Raw genomic sequence first — 26,311 nt, 5'->3', positions numbered from 1 at the left:
TCTTAATACATATTATAACTTTAATCTTTGCTAAACCACAAATATATATATCTGAAATTTTAGAAATTTAGTGAATTGGATGATATTTAATTAGAAGATCGTTTGTCACCGTCGTCAATACTCATTTGACCAAATTGGAAGAAATACAGATAACCATACACTTTAGAATTCAAAATCGTTTCTAATGTATTTTGATAATACTTCATTTGAATTTTATATTTATCTCGAAGTTGATTACCTATTTCTTCATCCGTCATACCCCTACGTTTATTAAAGGCATCCGTCTTATAATCTACAAAGTAATATTGCCCGTCTTTTAAGAAAATTAAATCAATCATTCCTTGAATTATTGATACATCTTCATCCTCTTCAGGCATTTCGTCAACACGCGCTTGATTTACAACAAACGGTAACTCTCTATATACTTCATCAGCTTGTGTAATCGTCATATACAAGTCACTTCTGATAAAATTCATAACTGATTCAAATTGAATATCTTTCTTAGCGTCCGCTTCAATGATATGCTTTGCGATTAACTCATCAATATAATCATTTAATTCTGTTTCAGTCATTCGTGTGTCTTTAAATGGTAAATGTTGCATAACTGTATGCATTAAGGTACCAATTTCATTAGCTTTTCGATTACGATTAGCGCTTAGGAATTTTGGTCTTTCATACGTTGAAACACCTATACGATATTGTCTGACTCTTTCATAACTTGTGCCACTTTCTTCTGTTTCTAATTGTCGCTTTAATTCAGAAACGGATTGTTTTGATGGCTTCTCCGTATCCTTTAAGTAAGGATATTCAAAAGAGAGTTGTTCATTAATTTGTTGTTTCAAAGCATCATCATGAGTGCCTTCTGTCTCTAAATCCGAAACGCTACGACGTTCCTGCTCGGACTCACTATTTTCAATCGAAAGTGCTTCAAAATGTACGACCTTAATTTCCACAGAAGGACGTAAACTTTCATCTAATTGATCAATTGATTTTTCAAATTGATATTCCGGTAATAGAGATGAAGATTGATACTTAGCTAAAATACTATAAATTAAATCAAAAGGTCGATCAGCGGATAATCGCTTGTGTAATGCAATATGATTATTTGCAATAGGCAGTCGTTCAAATTTTTCTAAGACTTCTTCCTTATCAATTGTCCCAATAAGAATGAGTTGTTCTTTAGCACGGGTCATAGCCACATACATCAAGCGCATTTCTTCTGAGATTAATTCTTTTTCAGTAATTGATTTAATGACTACTGATGATAGAGAAGGATACGTCACATTTTGTTCCAAATCATAATAATCAATACCCAGACCATATTTTTGGTTTAAAATTAGTGGTTTACGTAAATCACCTTTATTGAAATTTTTAGAGAGTCCAGAGTAAATCACATATGGGAACTCTAAACCTTTACTACTATGAACTGTCATCATTCGCACCACATTATCATTAGGTCCTATAACGTTCTCTTCACCAAAGTCTTTATTGCGCTCGATTAATTCATCAATAAACCTTATGAATTGATATAATCCTCTAAAGCTTGAATTCTCAAATTCCACTGCTTTGTTGAACAATCCATAAAGATTTGCACGTCTACCTTTACCACCTATTAAGCCACTAAAATATTGAATAACATAGTGGTCATTATAAAATTTGTCTATGAGTTGGTAAACTGGGTGCGACTGACTATAGGCTTGATACATTGTTAAATCATCGATAAAACGTTGTAACTTTTTAACTAATGCTGGTCGCGCTTCCTCATCTTTAATATAGTGCATGATAGATTGATAGAAATAATCATAATTCATACTGAGCACACGTATATGGGCTAATTCATCTTCTGTGAATTGATAGATTACCGATCTCATCAATCCAACTAGATAAATATCTTGCAATGGATTATCGACAGTTCTTAAAAAAGATAAGACTAATCGCACTTCAGTTTGTTCGAAGTAGCCTTCCTTACTATTTACATGAAACGGAATATTATTGTCTTTAAATACCTGTTGTAAGTTACGTGCATTTTTCAAACCTCTCTCAAGTATGACGATATCTTTGAAAGTCGCCTGTCTATATGTTTCCGTCTTCATGTCATATACCTGTTTATTTTCAACGATATCTTTAACTTGTTCAACGATATAACGGGCTTCTTGTTCTAATTTTTCTAAATCCGTATCACTGCTTTTATCTTGAACTAATGCATGTAATTCAAGTGGCATAGATTTATCAGAATATTTAGTAGCACCAAAATAAAGTCGTGCATCAGCATCATAATCAATTTCACCAACTTCTTCATCCATCATATGATCAAATAAATAGTTGGTCGTGGCGAGCACTTCTTTACGCGAACGGAAATTTTTAGATAAATCAATTCGCATACCAGTTCCATCACCATTCTTTGTAAAACGATGATATTTATTCATAAATAGCGTTGGGTCAGCTTGTCTAAATTTATAAATAGATTGTTTAACATCGCCTACCATAAATAAATTACCATTAGACTCATCGCCACGTTTAATTTTAGATATAATAGCTTCTTGTACTTGGTTTGTATCTTGATATTCATCTACTAATATTTCTGAAAACTGGGCACGATATTCTTTAGCGATGGGTGAAGCATTTCCTTCTTGATTAGTTAATATTTGTAATGCAAAGTGTTCATAATCAGAAAAATCTAGAACGTTGCGACTACGTTTCTTATCAGCAAAATCATTAATAATATCTTTAACAATTCGAACAAGATACTGTATTCTTGGTGCTAAACGCTTCATATCTACCTTTAATTCTTCAAAAGAACGCATTAAATACTTATTTTTCACATTTAATAATAGCTTTTTATAGTCATCATAAAAGTCTTTCGCATTTGTTAAAAATTGAGCACTTATACCTGCGTCTTCATTCGTGTCTTTTAATTTTTTAGTAATTGTAGGCAATTTTTCAGAAGCGTAATTAAGAATTTCTTCATAATTTATTACATTACCCTCTAGCATTTTTTCACATTTGTATTTTTCTAATTTAATAACATCTAAATGTTTTTCTGCTTCTATACAATTTAAAAAGTTATTTTCCGCTTCTAATAAGGTACGGTATGCTGCTTTGATATAAATTTTTGCTAGTTTTTCTAATTCTTTTAAATATGCTTCATGTTTATCTTCATTGTCATAGATATCAACTAATGAATCTAGCCACTCAAATGGTGATGGATTAGCGATACTAAAGTTGTAGAAACGCTTTAATAAATCTCTAAAACTATTATCATTTCGGTCATTCGATAATTGTTCCACAAGCGTAAGAAACTCAACATCTGGTGTTTCATAATGCTTTTCTAGTACCTCATCAATAGCTTGTTCAAGTAAAAGTACATTTTCCACATCACTTATAGTACGGAAATTGGGATCTAAATCAATGACATCATAGTGCTGTTGGATAATCTTTAGACAGAAACTATGTAGTGTTGAAATTTGTGCTTGATGAATTTTAATACGTTGATTCTTTAAATGTTCATTGCTCGGATCTTCAATTGAAGCTTGTTGAATACGTTGATCTACACGATGTTTCATTTCTCTAGCACTTAAATTTGTAAATGTTACAACAAGTAATTTATCAACATCTATTTCGTCTCTAATTATTTTTTGGATAATCCTTTCTACTAAAACGGCAGTTTTGCCGGAACCAGCAGCAGCGGCTACTAATATATCCTGCCCATTAGCATATATACTTTTCCATTGCGCATCTGTCCATTGCGCATCTTTAGGTTTAATCGGAATATCATTCATTATTATCACCACTTTCTAACTCGACATCTTGTACTGCTTTAATAGGGTCTATTGTTTCATCTACATGACGATAATGTTTACTATCTATCATCGTATCCACGTGACAAACAGATTTAAAATTACAAAACTGACATGGGAGTTGGTCATCAAATTTAAGTGGTGCAACTTCAGTGTGACCTTTCATAATGTTTGTGGCAGTATTTATAAAGTTGTCTTTATTGTGCTTAATAAATTTATGAATCGTTGTTTCATCAGCCACACTACTTCCCCTACTACCAATACTTCCATCTTTCTTCAAACTAACTGGAACAATATCAGATTTGCCAATGTCTTCTAATCGAATATCTAATGCATCTACGACATCCATATCACTATTAACTAATCCACGTAATTTATATTCTTTCAAAAACGCTTGTTCCAGTTTATCTTCTGTTAAAGCATCATCTTGCAATTCGCCCCAATCTTTAAAGTTAAGACGTTCATCGTGGACATGGAAATACAATAGCCCACCTGGTTTAATTTCATTTGACAAGCCCAGTCTTTGGGCATTTTGCAATGCAATATCCATATAAGTCATCATTTGCATTTGTTTGCCATAATAAACCTTTTTCAAATCTAATGTCGCACTCGGATTAGATGATTTATAATCAATGATATTTATATAACTCGTATCATTCTTAGTATAAGCATCTATACGATCAATTTGTCCGCGTATATTAACTGGAATACCTTGTTCTGTAATTAATGGTTGTGCAATAAGTTCTTCACTGTTCTTAGGTGATTTTCTAAATCCTGCTTCGAATCGTTGCGGTTTAAACTTTGTATTTTTATTTTGGTAGCGTAAAGCTTTCAACGTACTTTCAACAATAACACCAATTCGTTTAGACATATATCGGTAGTACGCATTTGAATCCATAAGATTAAACTGAACTTGCGGCAATACATTTTCTAAAGCTTCTACAGTTAATGCGCGAATCTTTTTATTATCAAGATTTTTAAAATCGCCATTAATCTTATCAGAAATATACTTTAATGCAGTATGGAAAATATTACCTAAATCGAAATTTTCAAGTTTATATTTCGTGCGTTCATTTAATCTTAGACCATGGTTCGCATAATGTTTAAATGGACAGTCATTATATCCTTCAAATCTAGAAACGCTGGCATTGATTGTTGAACCATATAATGATGCTGCCAACGGTTCATCTAATTGCACCGTTTCATTGTCATATGTCAACGCTGTTAATAAGTAACTTAAACCACCGTTCAATTTGTCATTATCTCGCATAACTTGATACGCATCTACCCATATATCTGCAACCATCTCTGCTTCCAACCAACGCTTTAACGATTCAAATAACGCTACCTTAGTTTGATGCGGATGTTCCATTAAAGAAATAGGTTGAGCATTATGTTTATAGTGAATATTCGTTACTTCTAAACCATTAAACAATGCTTGTATTTGGTCAAGAAACGGACTCTTCTCTTTATCCTCGCCTTTAGCCCCCATTAAGCTATATGAAAATGTAACTTGGTCACTTCCACGTGTCATCGCAATATAGCAAACAAACGCTTCATCCATTTGTAAGATATCTGAGGTTGGACTCAATTCAACTTGTGTCTGTTGCTCAAACATTTTCTTTTCTTCATCAGTTATTAAACTAGAAGACGAAACAGGTTGTGGCATTGCGCCATCATTCATTCCAACCATATAAATATGCTTTTTATTGTCTACCTTAGCCAAATCCATTGTCCCTATACTAACTTGGTCGAGTGTTTGCGGAATCATAACAAACTCTAATTGTTCCAAACCAATATCAAAAACTTCTAAAAAGCGTTTAAGTGTCATATCTTCATTATCAAATACAGTGACTAAATCATCTAATATTTGGATAAAGCCATTCCAAATTTGGTCAATTTCTTCCGCTTCTTCATGATGACCCTCGACATCTAGTTGATCCCGATGTGTCATTAAATATTTTGGTAAATCAAATGACTCCATAGTTTCATAAAATGCTGTCGCAAGCCCTCTTACATTATCCGCTTCGTTCATTGCCTTTTCGAAAGTTACTATTTTATCGATAATATCATGCTTCAAATTAACGACTTGCTCAAACGTTTCTCGTTCTTCAACAGTCAATTTATGCTCTTTTCGGCCCATTTTAGTAAAATTATCTACACTAAATAATTTATCATCGAGCCAACGTTTGCCATAAACACCACGTTCAACTACAAAATTCTCTAATAAATCAATTAAATACGCACTATCTTTAAAATGATTAGACAAAATATTGGTTTTAATTAAGCGCATCATCGGACTCATATTCCAGTTCGTTTGAATTACTTCTAAAAGCGAACGCACCATTTCCATGATGGGATGATGTGTCATTGATCTTTTGGTATCGATATTAAATGGGATGTCATATTGTGGAAGTACAGAGTCAAATAAATAGGCATAGCTTTCATCGCGATACAGTATAGCGATATCTTGGTATCGATATTGCTTATCTCGTGTATCTTTTATAATTTGGCGAGCCACTTCATTCACTTCTTCACGTATACTTGATGATTCTAAAATATTAATATTACCTTCATAAGTTACAGGATTAATTTGCAGTGCATCAAATTGTTGTTCCAATTGCATTAAATCTTTGTTGTTAAAACGATGTTGTTGTTTAAATAATTGTTGTTGTAAGTCTATATTTAAATCATTAGCAATTTCCTTTAAGTGGGTTAATACTTCGGATGGTTTTCTAAAGAGACTGAATGGATCTTCATTACCATCTGTTGTTAGAAGGACTGTAACTTTTTTGGCATTTTGTACCAGCGCTTTAATTATTTGATATTCCAATGTAGAGAAGTTATGAAACCCGTCTATGTATATTTCTGACCTTTTAATCCATTCTGATTGATTTAAAATATCAATAAAATGATTTAAGCTATCCTCTGAGGTAATAAACGCTCCATTTATACGTTCCTCAAAAGATTGGTATATGAGGGATATATCTTCTAATTTATGTTTCGTTCTCGTACTTATGTCATTATCTTGCAAAAAGGATTTCAAATGTTCAGGCGTAACAGCATATTTCTTAAAATCTTGAATTTGTTCACTTAACTTCTCACTGAATCCATAGTAATTCACTTGTGATCGATATAATTTGAGTTCAGATTGATGTTGTTGAACAAGATCATAAATCATCATCTCAGTGGCTGCTTGCGTTAATCGTTCTTCAGTTAATCCCCCTACTTCCTGAAAAACTCTATAACTCAAACGTTCAAAGTGAAGCACTTCAGTTCTTAAACTTCCATTCAATGCCTTGTCACTTACAAAAGCTTGTTCTAATTGAAACGTACTTTGAGTTGGTGCGATTAAAATAATCGGATCACCAAGTGGGTCATCTTTCATTTGTTGCTTTATATTATTAATCATATAATGGGATTTACCTGTCCCGGCTCTACCTATGTATGCGTTCAACTCCATTATTCCCACACTCCTTTGAGTTCATTTTAACATAGAACATACGTTCCTAAAAATGTTTTGTTGCATTAAAATAGTGAACAAAAAAAGACTGGTTGGAATCTCTATAACATTCCATTTCCAGCCTTGATAGCTATATATCAAATTATTAGCCAATGCTTTTATTTATCGTTGTCAGGATTAAAATTAAACTTAAATTCACTGAATGGCCAAAATCTAAATGATACTTTACCTACAATTTGATCTTTATCGATTAACCCGAATGCTCTACTATCCTTACTCACTTCTCGATTATCACCTAAAACTAAATACTCATCTTTAGGTATAACATTGGATTTAGGATTGGCATTTAGTAAATCTTTCGTTTCAAATGAACCCGTAATATATTCTCCTTGTTTACGCTTTTCATTGTAATCAAGATACGGTTCATCTATCTTTTTACCATTCACATATAGTTTGTCATCTTTGTAAACAACACTATCTCCCGGCACACCAATAACACGTTTTACATAGTCGTCTTGTTGATTCGCGTGAAAAACGATAACGTTCCCTTTTTTAATGTCTCCAACTTTATATCCTAAAATATTGACCATAACGTGTTCGCCATCTTTTAATGTTGGATCCATAGAATCGCCTTTAATCGTATATGACTTAGCGACGAAGTTTACCATTACCCATACAAGTAATAAACCTACCGCTATGGCAACAATCCATTCAACTATTTCTTTTTTCACTATTAACACCTCATCTACTTATTAAATTGATAGGTAAATTCTTTAAATGGATAATATTTCAAACTAACATCTCCAACAATATCGTCTTTATCTATTAATCCATATCTACGTGAATCACTGCGTTTATCACCATTATCATTTAAAACAAAATATGAATTTGGTGGAATAATATCACCATCAGAATCATGTAAATCTCTTATCGCAAAATTATTAATATCTCTATTTTTAGCATAAAATTTGTCAACTTGTCTATCATCTCTATACAATTCACCATTTCTGATTTCTATAGATTCACCAGGTTTACCCACTAATCGACCAAAGTGCATTTGATCATTTTGGCGATACATGATGATATCACCATCATCCAATAAGTTAAAGGTGATTTTAATTTTATTAACAATGACGCGATCACCTTTATTTAAAGTGGGAGACATATCGTTAGTTTGAACGACCGCACCTTTAATGATGAACATTTGTATAAAAATGACAAAGAGACAAGCAAATAGTAATGCTACTACCCAACTTGCAATTCTACGCACGTTGTCACTCCTTGTCCGAACCCATAAAATAGCCTTCTACTTTCTTACCAATAAACCATAATGCTATCGTTACCATTATTATCATGACTGCTCTAAAAGGATGTGTAAAAAAAGTTGTTACACTTTTTCCCATAATTGCCAAAAATGTGATAGAAATAAGCTTAGATACAAGTAAAATCATAAAGTAATATTTACCTCTAATATGAGACAAACTAGCTACAAAGTTGACAAGTGTATTAGGGGTAAATGGAAAGCACATTAAGATAAATATAGGTACCAAACCTTGTCTGTCAATAAAATGAATTAATCTTTCGACTGATCGTCTTGATTTAATCCGTTTCATAAAGTTGGCATTCACGAATTTTCTACAGAAGAAGAAGACAGTGTAAGTACCTGCTACAACACCTAACCAACTCACAATCGTACCTGCTAAAAAGCCATACGCATGAACACATAAAATAACATACAATGTTAATGGAAGCACTGGTACAATGGCCCTAAAAAATAATATGATAAACCCAGCTAAGTAACCAAAACCTTGTAATAAATCAAACCATTGTTCAATTTGATGAAACACAGTTACATCAAATCCTTCCTATTGAATTAACAGTCATTATTTCATAGAAATATTGTACACTGTTTCATTTATAAATCTACCTCTATGGTTACAAAACAGTCATAGGTAGTAGTTAGAACTCATTCCTTAGCTTTAATATAAAGGTATATAATAGAAAGGGAGTGGAACAGAATTCTTTTAAATTCGTCGTCCCACCCCCGCAAGGATGACTAGAACTGAGAAAAGCTTGATTTAAGCGCCTTCTCAGTTCAGTCAGCTACTGCGAATTTGCAAAATAGCTTCATTATATTATTTTTGTCCCGGATTATTCTTAATATATATTTAATTTAATCAATGAGAAGATTAGCGTATTATAGACGTTCTTCTAACGCTTTCTTCTTATCTTCATATCCAGGTTTACCTAATAACGCGAACATGTTTTGTTTATATGCTTCAACACCAGGTTGGTTGAATGGGTTAACACCTAATTGATATCCGCTCATTGCGCAAGCTAATTCAAAGAAGTAAACGACATAACCAAATGTTTCTTCATCTAAACGTGGTATATTCACAACTACGTTAGGTACGCCTCCATCAGTATGTGCTAATAATGTACCCTCAAATGCTTTCGTATTTACTTCATCAATTGTTTTACCTGCTAAGTAATTCAATCCGTCTAAATCATCACTATCTTCTTCAATTGTAAGATCGTGTTTAGGGTTGTTTACTTTTACAACTGTTTCAAATAAGAAACGACGTCCTTCTTGAACATATTGACCTAATGAATGTAAGTCCGTTGTATAGTTTGCGCTTGATGGATAAATACCTTTAAAGTCTTTACCTTCAGACTCACCGTACAATTGTTTCCACCATTCATTGAAATATTGCATTGATGGCTCATAGTTAATCAACATTTCAGTTGTATATCCTTTACTATATAAAATGTTACGGATTGTCGCATATTGGTACGCAATATTTTCATTTAAGTTATCTGATGATAATTCTTTACGCGCTTTGTTAGCACCAATCATAATTGATTCAATATTAATGCCAGCTGTTGCAATTGGTAATAAACCTACAGCTGTTAATACTGAATAACGGCCACCTACATCATCTGGTACAACAAATGTTTCATAACCTTCATTATCAGCCAATTGTTTTAATGCACCTTTAGCTTTATCTGTAGTAGCAAAAATTCGTTTTTTAGCTTCATCTTTACCATATTTTTCTTCAACTAATTGTTTAAACAGTCTGAATGCTACTGCAGGTTCTGTAGTTGTTCCAGATTTTGAAATTACATTCACAGAGAAATCTTTATCTGATAAGTAATCTACTAATTCTTTAGTGTATGTTGATGATAAGTGATTACCAACAAATACAATTTCCGGATATTCATTTGAATTTCGGAATGAAGAAGTTAACATTTCGATAGCAGCACGTGCACCTAAGTATGAACCGCCAATACCGATAACTACAAGTACGTCTGAATTTGATTTAATGCGTTTTGACGCTTCAACAATTCTTGAAAATTCTTGCTTATCGTAATCTTCTGGTAGATTGACCCAACCTAAGAAATCACTACCTGCACCAGTACCTTCATGAATCGTTTTATGGATAGTTTTAACGATATCTTGTTGTTGATCAATTTCATGTTGACCAAAGAATTCTAATGCTTTGCCATAATCTAATTGAATATGAGTCATTTTATAAAAGCCTCCTGTATGTCCTTGTTGATTTAATTTTACTAACTTTATGCTATCTATTCAATTGACATGACTGACTATTCACATATTTTCAAATTAATTCAACAATTTTAAGACATTTTCTAATAATTCAAAAATGAATATTTTATAAATAAAATAATAATACTGAAAATGAGTCATGTTGCATTATCCCCTTTAATTCAATGGAATTCATTATTATATACAGATTTCAAAATTTTGTATATTTATGTAAAAAAATGGTTTTATTTTCATTTGATATCTGTTAGTATTAATTTATATCAATTTTCAGAAAAATTATGAGGTGAATTTTAATGAAAGAGAAAATCGTATTAGCATATTCAGGTGGATTAGATACAAGTGTTGCCGTTAAATGGCTTATAGATAAAGGCTATGATGTTGTAGCTGTATGTTTAGATGTTGGTGAAGGTAAAGATTTAGATGTCGTTTATTCTAAAGCATTAGATATGGGGGCAGTTGAGTGTCACATTATTGATGCAACGAAAGAATTTAGTGATGATTTCGTAAGTTACGCTATCAAAGGTAATTTAATGTATGAAAATAGTTATCCACTCGTATCGGCGTTATCACGTCCACTTATTGCGAAGAAATTAGTTGAGATTGCAGAGAAAACGAATTCAATAGGTATTGCGCATGGCTGTACTGGTAAAGGTAACGACCAAGTTCGTTTCGAAGTTGCTATTAAAGCGTTAAACCCTAACCTTAAGACATTTGCGCCAGTTAGAGAATGGGGCTGGAGTCGTGAAGAAGAAATTGATTATGCTATCAAACATAACATCCCTGTTGGCATCAATCATGATTCTCCGTATTCTATCGACCAAAACTTATGGGGCAGAGCAAATGAATGTGGTATTTTAGAAGATCCATATGCTGCACCACCTAAAGACGCTTATGACTTAACAGCAGAATTAGAAGATACACCGGATACACCGGATGAAATCATTCTTTCATTTAAAAATGGTATTCCTGTTCAGTTAGATCATAAAGATTATGACCTAGATCAATTAATTTTAACTTTAAATGAATTAGCTGGGAAACATGGTATTGGACGTATCGACCATGTTGAAAATCGTCTAGTTGGTATTAAATCTCGTGAAATATATGAAACACCTGGTGCTGAAGTTATCTTAAAAGCACATAAAGCACTTGAGACATTAACCTTAACTAAAGATGTAGCTCATTTTAAACCAGTAATAGAGAAACAATTTGCTGAACAAACATATAACGGCTTATGGTTCTCACCATTAACAGATAGCTTAAAATTATTTATCGATAGTACACAACAATATGTTGAAGGTGATGTCAGAATTAAACTATTTAAAGGTAATGCAATTGTTAATGGAAGAAAGTCTCCATATACTTTATATGATGAAAAATTAGCAACATATACTAAAGAAGATGCATTTAATCAATCAGCAGCTGTAGGTTTCATCGATATTTATGGTTTACCTACTCAAGTCAATGCTTATCTTCATGGAGGTTATAGTAATGAGTAGTAAAGTATGGGGTGGTCGTTTTCAACAACAACCTGAAGATTGGGTCGATGAATTTAATGCGTCGATTGATTTCGACCAAACATTGTTAGATGAAGATGTTCAAGGTAGTATTGCACATGCGACCATGTTAGCTAATCAACATATCATTTCGCAAGATGACAAAGATGCTATCATTAATGGATTAAAAGAGATCCAACAAGATTTTTATAATGGTAAGCTTGATTTTAAGAAGTCACTCGAAGATATTCATTTAAACATCGAACATGAACTCATTCAACGCGTTGGTGACGCCGGAGGTAAATTGCATACAGGTCGTAGTAGAAACGACCAAGTTGCCACTGATTTGCATTTATATGTTAAAAAAGAAGTCCAAGACATCCAAACACTTATACGTTCATTCCAAACATCCATTCTTAACCTAGCACAATCACATGTCAACACTATTATGCCAGGTTATACGCATTTGCAACGTGCACAACCAATTTCATTTGCACACCATGTTATGACGTATTTCTGGATGCTTGATAGAGATTATTCACGCTTTGTCGATAGTATGAAACGTATTGATATTTCACCATTAGGTGCAGCAGCATTAAGTGGTACCACACACCCTATTGATAGACATGAAACGCAACAGTTATTAGGATTCGGCTCAGTTTATGAGAATAGTTTAGATGCAGTAAGTGATCGTGATTATATTATTGAAACACTGCATAATATTTCATTAACAATGATTCATTTATCACGTTTCGCTGAAGAAATTATATTTTGGTCAACAGATGAAGCGAAATTCATCACACTATCTGATGCATTTTCTACTGGTTCATCTATTATGCCTCAGAAGAAGAATCCTGATATGGCAGAACTTATTCGTGGTAAAGTCGGACGTACGACAGGCCATTTAATGAGTATGCTCGTCACACTAAAAGGTCTACCACTTGCCTATAATAAAGACTTACAAGAAGATAAAGAAGGTTTATTTGATTCAGTACGCACAGTAAAAGGATCATTGCGCATTTTTGAAGGTATGTTAGATACAATGACTGTTAATACAGACCGTCTAAACGAAACCGTACATCAAGACTTTTCAAATGCAACAGAATTAGCCGATTATTTAGTAGCTAAAGATGTGCCTTTTAGAACAGCGCACGAAATTGTTGGAAAAATCGTCTATGAATGCATTCAACAAGGTATTTATTTATTAGATGTACCCCTTGCACGTTACCAAGAATTAAATGCAAACATTGATCAAGATGTTTATGATTATCTTAAACCCGAAAATTGTCTTAGCCGTAGAAAAAGTTATGGTTCTACAGGTCAAGATGCAGTACGCCATCAACTTAACGTTGCTAAGAAAGTATTAAATAACGATACCTTATAAAGGCTTGGAATGGGACAGAGTTCATTCATTATTCTGCCCCACTCCAGCCTTTTTTTGTTAACATTATTGAGTGAATTTTAACTATTTAATAATTATTTTAAGCTTTTGAAAATTCACTTCCTTTCATAAATATGCTTTGCTAGATTTTAACTGTAACTTTAACTGTGAAAGGATGAGTTTGTTGAAAGCAAAGAAAAAAGGTATCATTTCAAGTCTAACTATAGTTACTTTAGGGTTAGCAATTATACATACGCCTGTTGAAGCAAGTGGTAGTGCGATCTCAAATACTATAACGCCGAACCAATCTAGTACGTCTACAACCCAAGGTAATCAATCACAATGGACAACCAATTTAACAGGAGAACGCTACACTACTATTGCTCATCGTGGCGCAAGCGGCTATGCACCAGAGCATACATTTGCAGCCTATGACAAAAGTCACAATGAGTTAGGTGCTTCATATATTGAAATTGATCTACAACGTACCAAAGATGGTCATTTAGTCGCCATGCATGACGAAACAGTTGACCGTACAACGAATGGCTCAGGACGTGTCGAGGATTACACTTTATCGGAATTAAAGAAGCTTGACGCTGGTTCATCTTTTAATGAACAACATCCTCAATTTGCTAATGATCGATATAAAGGTGCTACAGTTCCAACATTAGATGAAATTTTGACACGTTATGGTACAGATGCAAATTATTATATTGAAACAAAGCAGCCTGATGTTTATCCTGGCATGGAACAACAACTTTTAGACACACTAGACAAACACAATATGCTTAATTCTAACGCGCTTCAGCACGGTCACGTATTGATACAATCATTTTCAGAAGCAAGTTTATTAAAAATGCATCAACTAAATGCGAATGTGCCATTAATTCGTTTATTAGACAAAGGCGAATTATCACAACAAAGCGATGCCGATTTACAACGTATTCGTTCTTATGCAATTGGTGTAGGTCCTGAATATAGTGATTTAAATGAACGAAATACAGCGCATTTAAAAGACCTTGGCTTTCTTGTACACCCATTTACTGTCAATGAAACGGCTGATATGCAGCGTTTAAACCAATATGGTGTTGACGGTGTATTCACTAACTATGCTGATCAATATAAAGCAATCAGTGCTCAAAAATAAAAGTATGACTATGGTTCATAAATTAATAATTTAGTGAATAATAAAATAAACGCTATCGCTTGTTTTTGTATCAAAACAAACGATAGCGTTTTAATTATAGGCGCTTCGTCAAATGGGAGTGGGACAGAATTCTTTTTAAATTCGTCGTCCCACCCCCGCAAGGATGACTAGAACTGAAAAAAGCTTGATTTAAGCGTATTTTCAGTTCAGTCAGCTACTGCGAATTTGATAAATAGCATTACTATATAATTTATGTCCCAGACTGATTGATTATAGAACCACTAAAAAAGATCAATTATCTTATTAATGTTATATGTTATTTTTTATTCGTCTTTTATTTTTTTAATGACCAATGATACTGCTTGCAATTATCGAAGTTACTAGTAAAAAGAAAGTAATAGATGATTATAGACAATAAAAATTTTTCTGATTCTTGTTTATATATTCTTTACTCACTTTTTTATCAGTACCTTCTAGCAATATATCATTTAATGGAAAGCTAAATTCTGAATACAAACACTTAAATATTTCTGTACTATAGCTTATAATACTACTCAAAGTTCCCCATTTTTTTAATATAAGAGTTTTGCGCTCCCCTATTAACCAGTGTTATAATTTTGTGAACGAAAACGATTAACAAAATAATGCACCTCCTCTCTACGTCTAAATTTGACGCCCGAGAGATAGGCGACCTGTATAATATATCATCTATTATGTATGAGTGACAGATAACTTCTGATAAGTCATTTTATGTTAATTTATCTGATAAAATATCCTCTCATATTTTTAAAATACCCAAGATTCGTAGAATTGATGATTTTTAAAATTTTATTTTTTATTTTTATCCCTTTTTTCTTTTAATTTCGCTAAATATTTCGAAGTCTCATCCGTAAAAGTAGATACAATAGCAACGATTACATCTATTATTTTAATTAAAATTTCCACTGCTTAGTCCCCCCTTTTAATTTTTTATATACTATCTCCTTTTATAGGTGATCTTCCATTAGAATATTTAATTTTTAAAGAAACACATTCGTCTATTTTAGATGAGTTCATAACTTGAAAATGTAAATGTGGCTCGGAAGAGTTACCAGAATTTCCACATTTACCTTTCAAATCTCCTTGGTGTACCTTTACACCTATTGAAATGTTTATACTAGAAGTATTCTAAATGAGCTAAGAGGCTATATTCATTGTGTTTATGTGATATTAAAATATAATTTTTAAATAAATTATTATCTTTTTGTGAGTCACTATCAAGTTGTTTATTCTCTATATCTATTATGATACCATCTTGTGGGGCTATAATATCTTCACTAAAACAATAATAATCCTTATTAATATAGCCAAAATTTTTATAACTCATATTATTTTTTTCTAATAATTAAATCATAAGCATACCGTTGTGATTCATTTGGATAATGATAATTAAATAATTCATTATCTCCACCCCAAAATACTTCCCAACCACTATTTGCAGGCATTATATATTTGTTTAAAGTAAATTTATTTTTGTCTAGATATTTAATTATCTAATCTATCGAAGATACCCTCGCATAGCCAACAATCAGTGACATTTACCCCATAATTAATATACACCCTAATCATACGTTTTTAGTTGTTATAATTTCAACAACTTCATTTGTATGATTAGGGTATACCACAAGTAGAAATATAGATAAACATTTTTTACTTTTTAGTACTTTTAACATTATCAAAAGGATTACTTAACTTATGTTTAATACTAACTATTTATACTTATTAAAATAGAGTTAAACTTTTATTGAAAGGACTCATTATGATGGCTATAAAATTTATAAGACAATACGATGAAAAGGATTGTGGTCCTACTTGCCTTGCCATGATTTCACAGTTTTATGGTAAGCGTGTATCCATCCCACGTTTACGCGAATATGCTAAGACAGATAAATTAGGTACAAATCTATATGGTCTCGTACAAGCAGGTAAAAAGATTGGTATTGAGTTAACTGGTGTAAAAGCTGATTCCTTTGATGATTTAAAACAAGCACAATTACCAGTTATGGTACATATTATTAATCAACAAGGTTATGACCACTATATCATTATTGAAAAAATAAAAAATAACACGCTTTATGTTGTCGATCCTGCTAAAGGTAAATATAAGTTATCAAGTACTGAATTTGGAAAATATTGGACTAATATTGCTGTATTAATTGATAAAACAGATGATTTTACTACTGACAATGAATCACCCTCGTATCTTAATATTTTCATTGATATATTTAAAAATAATTATGGGAAGTTGTTATTTATTGCTTTTATCTCATTATTTATTAATGTTGTTGGTATTGTCGGGGCTCTATATTTTAAATTATTAACTGATCATATTATTCCATCCAATGTTCTTACAAATTTACATATTATTAGCTTAGGTATTTTACTTTTATACATAATCAATGCATTCATTAATTATTTAAGGTTTCAACTTATTTTACATTTAAGTTTGAAAATCGATGTTAATTTAATGAAAGATTATTTTTATCATGTTTTACATCTTCCGATGAACTTTTTTGATACACGTAAATCTGGCGAAATCTTACAACGTTTCATGGATACATCTAAAATTCGTGAAGCTTTATCATCTTCAACGGTAACGTTGTTAGTTGATACTTTCATGATTATTATCGGTGCTATATTACTTTATATGCAAAGTCCTTTGTTACTACTGATAACAATTATTTTTATACCTTGTTTTATTATTTGTAGTTACACTTTACGTAAACCTTTTGAAAAATATAATCAAAAGGTGGCTGAAAAGGATGCTGAATTGAGTTCATATTTAATAGAATCTTTTGATGGTAGTAATACTATTAAAAGTTATCAATCTGAAGACGATCGTTTCTACATGGGTACTACTAAATTTAACGGTATTATTGAAAACTTATTAAAACTGGGTAGATTTTCTAATATACAATTAACGGTTAACAACTTTTTAAAATTAACTATCAGTCTTGTTATATTATGGCTTGGTAGTTACTTAGTCATGACGGATAGTATGACGTTAGGTAGTTTATTAGCTTTTAATGCCTTAACTATTTATTACCTTGATCCCATTGAACGTCTAATAAATATTCAACCGACACTGCAATCTTCATTTGTTGCAGCACGCCGTATTGCTGAAATAATTGATTTAGAAACCGAAAATGAATTATATACTTCTAAACAACCTTATACTTTTAAAAACAACATTCGCATTGAAAATTTAGACTTTCAGTATGGCTTTCGAAGTGTGGTATTAAAAGATATTAATTTAAATATAAAAAAGGGGCAAAAGGTTGCTATTGTTGGTGAAAGTGGTAGTGGTAAATCAACTATAGGTAAGTTACTCAATCGCTATTACACTGCTTCAGAAGGTAATATTATGATTGATAACTATAGTATTGATAATATTGATCTATCCGACTTACGTAAGAATATAGGCTATGTTTCACAAAACACATTCCTTTTTGCTGATACAATTAAAAATAATCTTTTACATGGTAGCAATAAATACAAAAGTGACGAAGATATCGTTAAGGCTTGTCAGTTAGCAGAATCCCTAGATTTCATACAGAAATTCCCAGATCAGTTTAATACTATGTTAGAAAAAGAAGGCGCTAATTTATCAGGTGGACAATCTCAACGCTTATCTTTGGCACGTACATTTTTAAAAGATCCTGATATATACATTTTTGATGAAGCTACAAGTGCTTTAGATAGTTTAACTGAAAACAAAATTATGGAGCATACCGACTTACTAACTCAACGTGGTAAAACCGTAATCATTATTTCACATAAGTTAAGCACTATAAAAAATGCTGATAATATCTATGTTTTAAATGAGGGTCAAGTTGCTGAGAATGGTACACATGATGAGTTAGTTCATTTAAACGGTATATATAAAAATTTATGGCAACTTCAAATGAAAATAGACTAATTTTATATTAATATACGATATTTATTAAAAATATTTCGATGATAAAAAAATAAATTCAAAAAAAAGCTCATTTAATTGTATATTTACATTCTCTTTACATTCCGATGTTAATTTATAAAATGTAAGATGAAATTATTTAAAGGAGGACTATTTCAATGGAAACACTAAATGAAAAAGAATTAAAAGATATCAATGGTGGTCGTGAAACTGGTTGTTCTGGTAATTTTGAAGAAGATGGAATAATGTGCAATATAGGACAAGGTATTGGTAATTTAGTTAATAAATTCGAAGGAAAATAATTTAAAGGAGGACTATTCCATGAAAACACTAAATGAAAAAGAATTAAAAGATATCAATGGTGGTAAAGGGATTGTTGGTGAAATTACTGGCGAAATCACTGATATTGGTAATGCCATTTCAAATGGTTGGCATGATTTAAAAGAGGGTTATGGTACTCGAAGATAGAAATCATTATTTAAACTAAAAAGGCTCTTCGTCAAATCAGACTGATGAGTCCTAATATTGAGATTAAGCAACCTTAGGTTGTTTAATCTCTTTTTTTGTTGTTGAGGCAAATAGTCGCGAAGTTATAATAATTCTATTACGCAAATTATCATAGTTTCTATAACCAAAAGATACCCTTTTAATGAGTTTGATTTTATTGTTAACTCCTTCTAACGGACCGTTGGTCAGGTTAGAATATGTCATAGTATTTTCAATGAAAGCTGTTAATCGTCTTAAAGTTCTAATGACTGGGCGTAGCTTAGGGCACACATCTGAAAGATGAATTGAAAAGAGTGTATGATTAAATTTTTCTATTTGATTTTCTTTTAATAATCGTCTTAACTCATGAACGTAGTGATATGTATTAAATAATTCTACATCTACACCTAATAAGTAATTCATAATGCCTTTTTCTGTTTTCCACTCTTTAAATAAATGGACTTTACGATAATTAAATACCCCTAGTGTTTCAAAAGGTTTAAGAAGTAGTTTCCAATAACTTTTATATTTATTATCAAGCGGTCTATTTGAGGTTCTACAACCATTCATTATATGAACTCTAGACATATTTAACGCTCGATTTAAAGATTGAACAATATGAAAACGATCAATAATAACCTTCGCATTAGGAAATAATTGCTTGATTAGCGACATATATGGTTCATACATATCAATCGTTACTGTTTTGACATTTTATCTTAGTTTCAAAGAATAGCGATAAAAATGATCCTTTAGCGATTTTAACTTACGATCCGCTACCACATCTACGAATCTGAAAAATATAGGTTTTTATCTTTAATTTTTAATGTATTTAATATAGACTTACATATAGGCGCATTACCTTTCTTTTTTATTTGTTGTGGTAACTAATAATTATAGAGGTAATTGCGCTATTTTTGTATTCAAAACATAAAAATTGGACTGATGAATTTTGTCATCAGTCCAATTGATTATAGAGCCTAATTATATTGATATTATGGCTTAAGCCCAACCACGATAGCGTGCTGCTTCAGCAGTACGTTTAATACCGACAATATAAGCCGCAAGTCTCATATCGATTTTTCTATTCTGAGCTAATTCATAAATCGTATCAAAAGCATCTACTAATTTTTCACGTAATTTATCGTTTACTTCTTCTTCTGACCAATAATAACCTTGGTTATTTTGTACCCATTCGAAGTAAGATACTGTTACACCACCAGCACTTGCTAATACGTCTGGTACTAATAACACACCGCGTTCAGTTAAAATGCGCGTTGCTTCAGGTGTCGTAGGTCCATTTGCAGCTTCAACAACAATATCCGCTTTAATATCATGCGCGTTATCTTCAGTAATTTGGTTAGAAATAGCAGCTGGTACTAAGATGTCACAGTCTAATTCGAATAATTCTTTGTTAGAAATTGTATTATCGAATAAGTTTGTAACTGTACCGAAGCTATCACGGCGGTCTAATAAATAGTCGATATCTAAACCTTCAGGATCATGTAATGCACCATAAGCATCAGAGATACCTACAACTTTCGCACCCATGTCATATAAGAATTTAGCTAAGAAGCTACCTGCGTTACCAAATCCTTGAATAACTACGCGAGAACCTTTAATTTCTTTACCACGACGTTTAGCTGCTTGTTCAATTGCGATAACTACACCTAATGCAGTAGAACGGTCGCGTCCTTGTGAACCACCTAAGACAATAGGTTTACCTGTGATGAAACCTGGTGAGTTAAATTTATCTAATGCACTGTATTCATCCATCATCCAAGCCATTATTTGAGAGTTCGTAAATACGTCTGGTGCTGGAATATCTTTAGTAGGACCAACGAATTGAGAAATTGCACGTACATATCCACGTGATAAACGTTCAACTTCATGAATACTCATTTGACGTGGGTCACATACGATACCACCTTTACCACCACCATATGGTAGGTTGACGATACCGCATTTTAAAGTCATCCACATAGATAATGCTTTAACTTCTTCTTCATCAACTTCAGGGTGGAAACGTACCCCACCTTTAGTTGGACCGACAGCATCGTTGTGTTGTGCACGATAACCTGTAAATGTCTTAACCGTACCGTCATCCATGCGTACTGGGATACGAACTTGTAAGAATCTTAATGGTTCTTTGATTAAATCATACATACCATCGTCAAATCCCAATTTGTGTAAAGCTTCTTTAATGATACTTTGTGTAGAAGTCACTAAATTATTATTCTCAGTCATGATCACTTTCGCCTCTTTTTAACAAATGATTTCGCTTTCATACATATTGTAACACATGTCTTTGCTTTTTAAAGGGTTTTCAAAATGAATGTTACAACTTTTTGAACTTAGTTAAATACGCTTCTAATTCTGTCTAATGCATCGTCTAATTCTTCCTTAGAAATAACTAAAGGAGGTGCAAAACGAATCACCGTATCATGTGTTTCTTTACATAATAGGCCTTTTTCTTTTAATGCCTCACAGAATGGTCTAGCACTTTCATGTAATTCAACTCCAATAAAGAGGCCACGACCACGTACTTCTTTAATAGCTGGGTGATTAATTTTTTGTAATTCAGATTTAAAGTACTCCCCTAATTCATTTGAACGACCAGGTAAATCTTCATCTAAAATAACATCTAATGCAGCAATTGAAGTCGCACAAGCTAATGGATTACCACCAAACGTAGAACCGTGTGAGCCAGGTGTAAAGACGTCTAATACTTCATTGTCAGCTAACACTACTGAAATTGGTAATACACCACCGCCAAGTGCTTTACCTAAAATATAAACATCTGGTTTAACATTATCCCAATCAGTCGCAAATAGTTTACCAGAACGTCCTAAACCAGCTTGAATTTCATCGGCAATAAATAGAATGTTATGTTCGTCACATAATTCTCTGATAGCTTTCAAATAACCTTCAGGTGGAATATTAATACCCGCTTCACCTTGAATTGGTTCGACTAAAATAGCAGCTGTATTTTCATTAATTGCTTCTTTTAATTTATCAACGTCACCGAAATCCACCTTACGGAAACCATCTAATAACGGACCATATCCACGTTGGTATTCAGCTTCTGATGATAAAGACACAGGTGCCATCGTACGACCGTGGAAATTACCGTTGAACGCAATAATTTCAGCTTTATCTGGTTCAAGACCTTTAACATCATATGCCCAACGACGTGCAGCTTTTAATGCAGTTTCAACTGCTTCTGCGCCTGTATTCATTGGTAATGCTTTATCTTTGCCAGCTAATTTACATACTTTTTCATACCATTCACCTAAATTATCACTGTGAAACGCTCGAGAAACTAAAGTAACTTTATCAGCTTGATCTTTAAGTGCTTGAATAATTTTAGGATGACGGTGACCTTGGTTTACAGCTGAATAAGCTGAAAGCATATCCATGTATTTATTACCTTCTGGATCAGTTACCCAAATACCTTCCGCCTCTGCTACAACGATTGGTAGTGGTACATAGTTTTGTGCTCCATAGTGGTTTGTTAATTCAATAATTTGTTCTGACTTAGTCATAATATCTCCCCTTTGCTTAATTTATATTAAAACTAATGGCCATACGTTTGCGGCTTTCGATGCTATATACATTGAGGATATGTGCAAAATTAATAAGAGCATGAAATGATTAAATATTACATCATATATGCCCTTTGAATCTAAATGAAAGCCCTTACAGATATAATGACATATCTCCCAATAAATTTACAAGCAAAATATTAAAAATTTTCCGATAAATAAAATACTTCAATATTTGTCATATTAAAAAAACAGGTTAAAGCAAATGTCATTGCCATAACCTGTTTCAGCTTGTCATATCATTAAATTGAATAACGACACATGACTTAACATATCATGCACGCGCACCATTACAATATAATGCTAAGTCAACATTTCTTTATAAAGACGAACCAATCGTTCATGCTTATTTATCTTTACGAGGTAAAGGATAAAAGCCTTCGTTAAATTGATTCCATAAATTAGGTGTTAACCCATGTTTATCTTCGCGATTTGGGTCAAATTCTGATAAAACTTGATCTTCTTTACCTTCTTGAATTTTGCTGATGAAATTATAATCTAATAGTATTTCACGACCTAGCGCTACAAGTTCAACTTCTGTTGACTCAATCGCATCTAATGCATCATCAGCTGTAAATACTGAACCTACACCAATGACAGGCATACGACCATTAACCCATTGATGGATTAATTTCAATCGTTCTTGTCCAGCATACTTACCTTCTCTTGTTTTTGAATGAATATCGCCTAAAGAAATATGAACATAATCAATGGATTTTTCAGTAATTGTATGGATTAGTTGTTCTGTAATTTCCATAGTAATACCTGGTGATTCTGCTTCTTCAGGAGAAAGGCGATAACCGACGATGAAATCATCATTTGCATATTGTTCCTTGGCATTTAATACCTCATCTATAACAGCAGTTGGAAATTTCATGTGGTCAGACCATTCATCATTTCTTCTATTATAATATGGAGATACAAATTGATGGATTAAATAGTGATTGGCACCGTGAATCTCTACACCGTCAAAGCCAGCTTCAATGACACGTCGTGTAGCTTCACCAAAATCTTTGATAGTTTGTTCAATTTCTTCTGGTGTGATTTCTCTAGCGGCATGTTCTTCTGTTTGTCCGAAGCTTTTTAATGTGACTGGACTCGGCGCAACCACATCTCCATTTGGTGTTAAATTAGGTAAAGCTTGGGCACCGCCATGGTGGATTTGAACTAATGCTTTAGCGCCATTTTTCTTCATTGCGTGCGCTAAACGTTTGAGTCCTTCTATATCTGAATCACGTGCAACAGAAGGTTGTCCCGGAAAAGCTTTACCGATATCGTTAACATTACTTGCAGCATTGATTGCTAAACCTACATCTTTAGAACGCTTTTCAATATATGGTATTTCAACATCTGAAATCGTACCGTCATCATTAGATGAAATATGCGTTAATGGTGCTAAAACAAAGCGATTTCTCAATTCAACCCCGTTAGGTAATGTGACTGTTTCAAATAATTTTTCGTATTTATTATTCATAAGTAAGTCCTTTCCATTTTTATTATGACTAGACTATAGCACGAAGAAATCATCTTCCACCAATATTTTGCTTGCATGTGCATGCATACATTTACTTAGCGTCTTACATAGAAACGAGTCATCACACTTATAAATGAAGATACTAAAAAAGCTAGCGTTATATGTAACATATAACGTTAGCTGAGCGTGTTAACAGTCAATCAATTATTACGAATCGCACGTTTAGACTGTTTAATCCAGACCGGTAGGCGTTCTTCAAGCGTTTGAAACCCATACTTTTCTGTTTCTTTAATTTCATCTAATACTGACTGCTTTTCTTTTTTTCGTTCATAATTCTTAAAGTAATCATTATCTTTAAGAGACAAATTGAGTTTTCCTTCATCATCAATTGATAAAATTTTTGCTTTAACGATTTGTCCTTCTGATAGAAATTTTTTTAAATTGTGGACATAATCATCCATAATTTCTGAAATATGGATAAGTCCTTCAGTATGGTCAGGGGTCTCAACAAAAGCGCCATACGGTTGAATGCCAGTCACACGCACTTTAATATGCTGACCTGCTTTATAGTGATTATTCAACTTGATAACCCCTTACTTCGATTTACTTAACATAATTATAATAGCATAAATAACAAACTTGGACTAACTATAAACCAATAAAAATCCACATTTTTTCAATAATATTATACGCCTGCTGACGATTATGACTTAAACGTTCGCATTTAAATGCATCCTGTGACAATTGCTAACTTATGTTGCGCCGTTGACATTAGATTCAAATACGCATCTCATAAAAAAGCGAATCGACATCAACCGCCGACTCGCTAGACAGAACTTTTATTTTATAGCCACTGATTATTTATCTTCTACATCAATAGATTCAATGACTACATCATGTACAGGTTTATCTTGTGCCCCTACTTTCGTATTTGCAATATCTTCTAATGTTGCTTCACCTTCGATAAGTTGGCCAAATACTGTGTGTTTTTGGTCTAACCAAGGTGTACCACCATTTTCAGCATAAGCTTTAGCAATTGGTTCAGGCCAACCACCATCTACTAATTGATTCACCATAGATTCAGGTACTTCTTTCATTTGTACGACAAAGAATTGTGAACCATTTGTGTTTGGTCCTGCATTTGCCATTGAAAGTGCACCGTATAAGTTGAAAGCTTCTAATGAGAACTCATCCTCGAATGAGCCACCATAAATACTTTCACCACCCATACCAGTCGCTGTTGGGTCGCCCCCTTGGATCATAAAGTCATTAATGACACGGTGGAAAGTAATACCATTGTAGTAACCATTTTTCGCATGTGTCACAAAATTTTCAACTGTTTTCGATGCGATATCTGGGAACAGTTTAAATGTCATATCGCCTTTATTTGTATGCATAACTACTTTAATTTCATTATCTTGTATTTCTTTGTTAAGTTGTGGATAGTTAGTCATTTCAATTCTCCATTCATGTTATGATGATATAGATACATCTTAACACATTTGAAAGGAAGTAATATAGCATGTTATATCGATTCTCACATAAGACGGGTGCTTATGGTGTCACAATTAAAGAGGAGAATGATGATCAAGTTCTCGTCCAAGTCGAACAGGTGATTAAACATCCAAAACAAGGTGATTTACATAACCCAGGTCAAACGGAAGGTGTCTTTTTCCATGAAAGACGTGCTTTAAGTCATTATGAGAAACGTTATGCAACACGTTCACAATTACGTGAATTCAATGTAGAAGCAATGCCTTATGAAGCGTCATTGCAACAAGCCATTACAAAAATGGAAAATGATTTAAAACAACAGGATACAGAATTTGCAAAATTAGCATTAACTAATCTTGAAAATCTAAAAAATGACTACTCAATTCAATATAAACAAAAATTTTTATAGGAAATTTGAACGTGTTTCTTCTTATTTAACAAGTTCCGA

The 26,311-nt window shown here is 32.7% G+C and carries 19 protein-coding genes and 1 pseudogene; 7 read left to right on the top strand and 13 right to left on the bottom strand.

Annotated elements, in window-relative coordinates:
* Positions 1-86 precede the first annotated feature (86 nt).
* The 6 genes from addA to JVV30_RS02460 all read right to left on the bottom strand — a co-directional run bounded on the left by addA (position 87) and on the right by JVV30_RS02460 (position 10,789).
* Positions 87-3,779 carry a helicase-exonuclease AddAB subunit AddA gene (gene addA, locus JVV30_RS02485; protein WP_204193295.1) on the bottom strand — a complete coding sequence of 1,231 codons (3,693 nt, stop codon included), beginning with the start codon at positions 3,777-3,779 and terminating at the stop codon, positions 87-89.
* The gene (gene addB / locus JVV30_RS02480; RefSeq protein WP_204193293.1) at positions 3,772-7,260 is read right to left on the bottom strand and encodes a helicase-exonuclease AddAB subunit AddB; all 3,489 of its coding nucleotides are present in this window, start codon (positions 7,258-7,260) and stop codon (positions 3,772-3,774) included. Before addB ends, addA begins: the two co-directional genes overlap by 8 nt.
* Before the next feature lie 158 nt (positions 7,261-7,418).
* Positions 7,419-7,991, bottom strand: a complete 573-nt coding sequence (lepB, locus tag JVV30_RS02475; RefSeq protein ID WP_204193291.1) for a signal peptidase I — start codon at positions 7,989-7,991, stop codon at positions 7,419-7,421.
* Positions 7,992-8,005: 14 nt separating this feature from the next.
* On the bottom strand, positions 8,006-8,530 hold the full coding sequence (gene lepB, locus JVV30_RS02470) for a signal peptidase I (protein WP_070855100.1): 525 nt from the start codon (positions 8,528-8,530) through the stop codon (positions 8,006-8,008).
* 4 nt (positions 8,531-8,534) lie between these two features.
* The gene (locus JVV30_RS02465; RefSeq protein ID WP_070855101.1) at positions 8,535-9,107 is read right to left on the bottom strand and encodes a TVP38/TMEM64 family protein; all 573 of its coding nucleotides are present in this window, start codon (positions 9,105-9,107) and stop codon (positions 8,535-8,537) included.
* Positions 9,108-9,457: 350 nt separating this feature from the next.
* On the bottom strand, positions 9,458-10,789 hold the full coding sequence (locus tag JVV30_RS02460) for a glucose-6-phosphate isomerase (protein WP_053029766.1): 1,332 nt from the start codon (positions 10,787-10,789) through the stop codon (positions 9,458-9,460).
* A gap of 332 nt (positions 10,790-11,121) precedes the next feature.
* Between JVV30_RS02460 and JVV30_RS02455 the strand changes: the two genes are divergently transcribed.
* The 3 genes from JVV30_RS02455 to JVV30_RS02445 all read left to right on the top strand — a co-directional run bounded on the left by JVV30_RS02455 (position 11,122) and on the right by JVV30_RS02445 (position 14,849).
* Entirely contained in the window at positions 11,122-12,324 is a 1,203-nt protein-coding gene (locus tag JVV30_RS02455) for an argininosuccinate synthase (protein ID WP_053029768.1), read from the top strand.
* Positions 12,317-13,705, top strand: coding sequence for an argininosuccinate lyase (gene argH, locus JVV30_RS02450; RefSeq protein WP_204193289.1), 1,389 nt, complete (start codon positions 12,317-12,319; stop codon positions 13,703-13,705). Before JVV30_RS02455 ends, argH begins: the two co-directional genes overlap by 8 nt.
* Positions 13,706-13,886: 181 nt before the next feature.
* Positions 13,887-14,849 (top strand): glycerophosphodiester phosphodiesterase, encoded by a 963-nt coding sequence (locus JVV30_RS02445; protein ID WP_204193287.1) that lies wholly within the window; start codon positions 13,887-13,889, stop codon positions 14,847-14,849.
* A 969-nt stretch (positions 14,850-15,818) separates the two neighbouring features.
* Here JVV30_RS02445 and JVV30_RS13530 read toward each other — a convergent pair.
* Complete coding sequence (locus JVV30_RS13530) at positions 15,819-16,004, bottom strand: M23 family metallopeptidase (RefSeq protein WP_141763600.1); 186 nt, start codon at positions 16,002-16,004, stop codon at positions 15,819-15,821.
* 646 nt (positions 16,005-16,650) lie between these two features.
* Between JVV30_RS13530 and JVV30_RS02435 the strand changes: the two genes are divergently transcribed.
* The 3 genes from JVV30_RS02435 (at position 16,651) to JVV30_RS02425 (ending at position 19,272) form a co-directional block, all read left to right on the top strand.
* Positions 16,651-18,807: a peptidase domain-containing ABC transporter gene (locus tag JVV30_RS02435; protein ID WP_204193285.1), complete on the top strand. Its 2,157-nt coding sequence runs from the start codon at positions 16,651-16,653 to the stop codon at positions 18,805-18,807.
* Between the two features lie 155 nt (positions 18,808-18,962).
* Positions 18,963-19,106, top strand: a complete 144-nt coding sequence (locus JVV30_RS02430; RefSeq protein WP_070855108.1) for a bacteriocin — start codon at positions 18,963-18,965, stop codon at positions 19,104-19,106.
* Between the two features lie 19 nt (positions 19,107-19,125).
* Positions 19,126-19,272, top strand: coding sequence for a bacteriocin (locus JVV30_RS02425; RefSeq protein WP_070855109.1), 147 nt, complete (start codon positions 19,126-19,128; stop codon positions 19,270-19,272).
* 63 nt (positions 19,273-19,335) lie between these two features.
* On the opposite strand, the pseudogene JVV30_RS02420 reads toward JVV30_RS02425, so the two are convergent.
* The 6 genes and pseudogenes from JVV30_RS02420 to JVV30_RS02395 all read right to left on the bottom strand — a co-directional run.
* Positions 19,336-20,085, bottom strand: a pseudogene (locus JVV30_RS02420) (ISL3 family transposase); the annotation flags it as partial.
* 207 nt (positions 20,086-20,292) lie between these two features.
* Entirely contained in the window at positions 20,293-21,537 is a 1,245-nt protein-coding gene (locus tag JVV30_RS02415) for a Glu/Leu/Phe/Val family dehydrogenase (RefSeq protein ID WP_053029774.1), read from the bottom strand.
* A gap of 107 nt (positions 21,538-21,644) precedes the next feature.
* Entirely contained in the window at positions 21,645-22,835 is a 1,191-nt protein-coding gene (locus JVV30_RS02410) for an ornithine--oxo-acid transaminase (RefSeq protein WP_070855110.1), read from the bottom strand.
* A gap of 406 nt (positions 22,836-23,241) precedes the next feature.
* Complete coding sequence (locus JVV30_RS02405) at positions 23,242-24,369, bottom strand: NADH-dependent flavin oxidoreductase (protein WP_070855111.1); 1,128 nt, start codon at positions 24,367-24,369, stop codon at positions 23,242-23,244.
* Positions 24,370-24,569: 200 nt separating this feature from the next.
* Positions 24,570-24,950 carry a S1 domain-containing post-transcriptional regulator Ygs gene (gene ygs / locus JVV30_RS02400; protein WP_053029779.1) on the bottom strand — a complete coding sequence of 127 codons (381 nt, stop codon included), beginning with the start codon at positions 24,948-24,950 and terminating at the stop codon, positions 24,570-24,572.
* A 276-nt stretch (positions 24,951-25,226) separates the two neighbouring features.
* Entirely contained in the window at positions 25,227-25,823 is a 597-nt protein-coding gene (locus tag JVV30_RS02395; protein ID WP_204193283.1) for a peptidylprolyl isomerase, read from the bottom strand.
* A 68-nt stretch (positions 25,824-25,891) separates the two neighbouring features.
* Between JVV30_RS02395 and JVV30_RS02390 the strand changes: the two genes are divergently transcribed.
* Positions 25,892-26,272 carry a kinase-associated lipoprotein B gene (locus tag JVV30_RS02390; protein WP_053029782.1) on the top strand — a complete coding sequence of 127 codons (381 nt, stop codon included), beginning with the start codon at positions 25,892-25,894 and terminating at the stop codon, positions 26,270-26,272.
* Positions 26,273-26,311 lie beyond the last annotated feature (39 nt).

The organism is Staphylococcus sp. GDY8P47P (assembly GCF_016892225.1).
In the GTDB taxonomy this organism is placed as follows: Bacteria; Bacillota; Bacilli; order Staphylococcales; family Staphylococcaceae; genus Staphylococcus; species Staphylococcus borealis.
Note: the sequence above shows the minus strand (reverse complement) of the source record. Positions and strands in the feature narration are given on the sequence as shown.

Excerpts from the sequence above, each read along its gene's own strand:
- addA (WP_204193295.1), bottom strand. The coding sequence starts at position 3,779 with ATGAATGATATTCCGATTAAACCTAAAGATGCGCAATGGACAGATGCG.
- addB (WP_204193293.1), bottom strand. The coding sequence starts at position 7,260 with ATGGAGTTGAACGCATACATAGGTAGAGCCGGGACAGGTAAATCCCAT.
- JVV30_RS02460 (WP_053029766.1), bottom strand. The coding sequence starts at position 10,789 with ATGACTCATATTCAATTAGATTATGGCAAAGCATTAGAATTCTTTGGT.
- JVV30_RS02455 (WP_053029768.1), top strand. The coding sequence starts at position 11,122 with ATGAAAGAGAAAATCGTATTAGCATATTCAGGTGGATTAGATACAAGT.
- argH (WP_204193289.1), top strand. The coding sequence starts at position 12,317 with ATGAGTAGTAAAGTATGGGGTGGTCGTTTTCAACAACAACCTGAAGAT.
- JVV30_RS02435 (WP_204193285.1), top strand. The coding sequence starts at position 16,651 with ATGGCTATAAAATTTATAAGACAATACGATGAAAAGGATTGTGGTCCT.
- JVV30_RS02430 (WP_070855108.1), top strand. The coding sequence starts at position 18,963 with ATGGAAACACTAAATGAAAAAGAATTAAAAGATATCAATGGTGGTCGT.
- JVV30_RS02425 (WP_070855109.1), top strand. The coding sequence starts at position 19,126 with ATGAAAACACTAAATGAAAAAGAATTAAAAGATATCAATGGTGGTAAA.
- JVV30_RS02415 (WP_053029774.1), bottom strand. The coding sequence starts at position 21,537 with ATGACTGAGAATAATAATTTAGTGACTTCTACACAAAGTATCATTAAA.
- JVV30_RS02410 (WP_070855110.1), bottom strand. The coding sequence starts at position 22,835 with ATGACTAAGTCAGAACAAATTATTGAATTAACAAACCACTATGGAGCA.
- JVV30_RS02405 (WP_070855111.1), bottom strand. The coding sequence starts at position 24,369 with ATGAATAATAAATACGAAAAATTATTTGAAACAGTCACATTACCTAAC.
- JVV30_RS02395 (WP_204193283.1), bottom strand. The coding sequence starts at position 25,823 with ATGACTAACTATCCACAACTTAACAAAGAAATACAAGATAATGAAATT.
- JVV30_RS02390 (WP_053029782.1), top strand. The coding sequence starts at position 25,892 with ATGTTATATCGATTCTCACATAAGACGGGTGCTTATGGTGTCACAATT.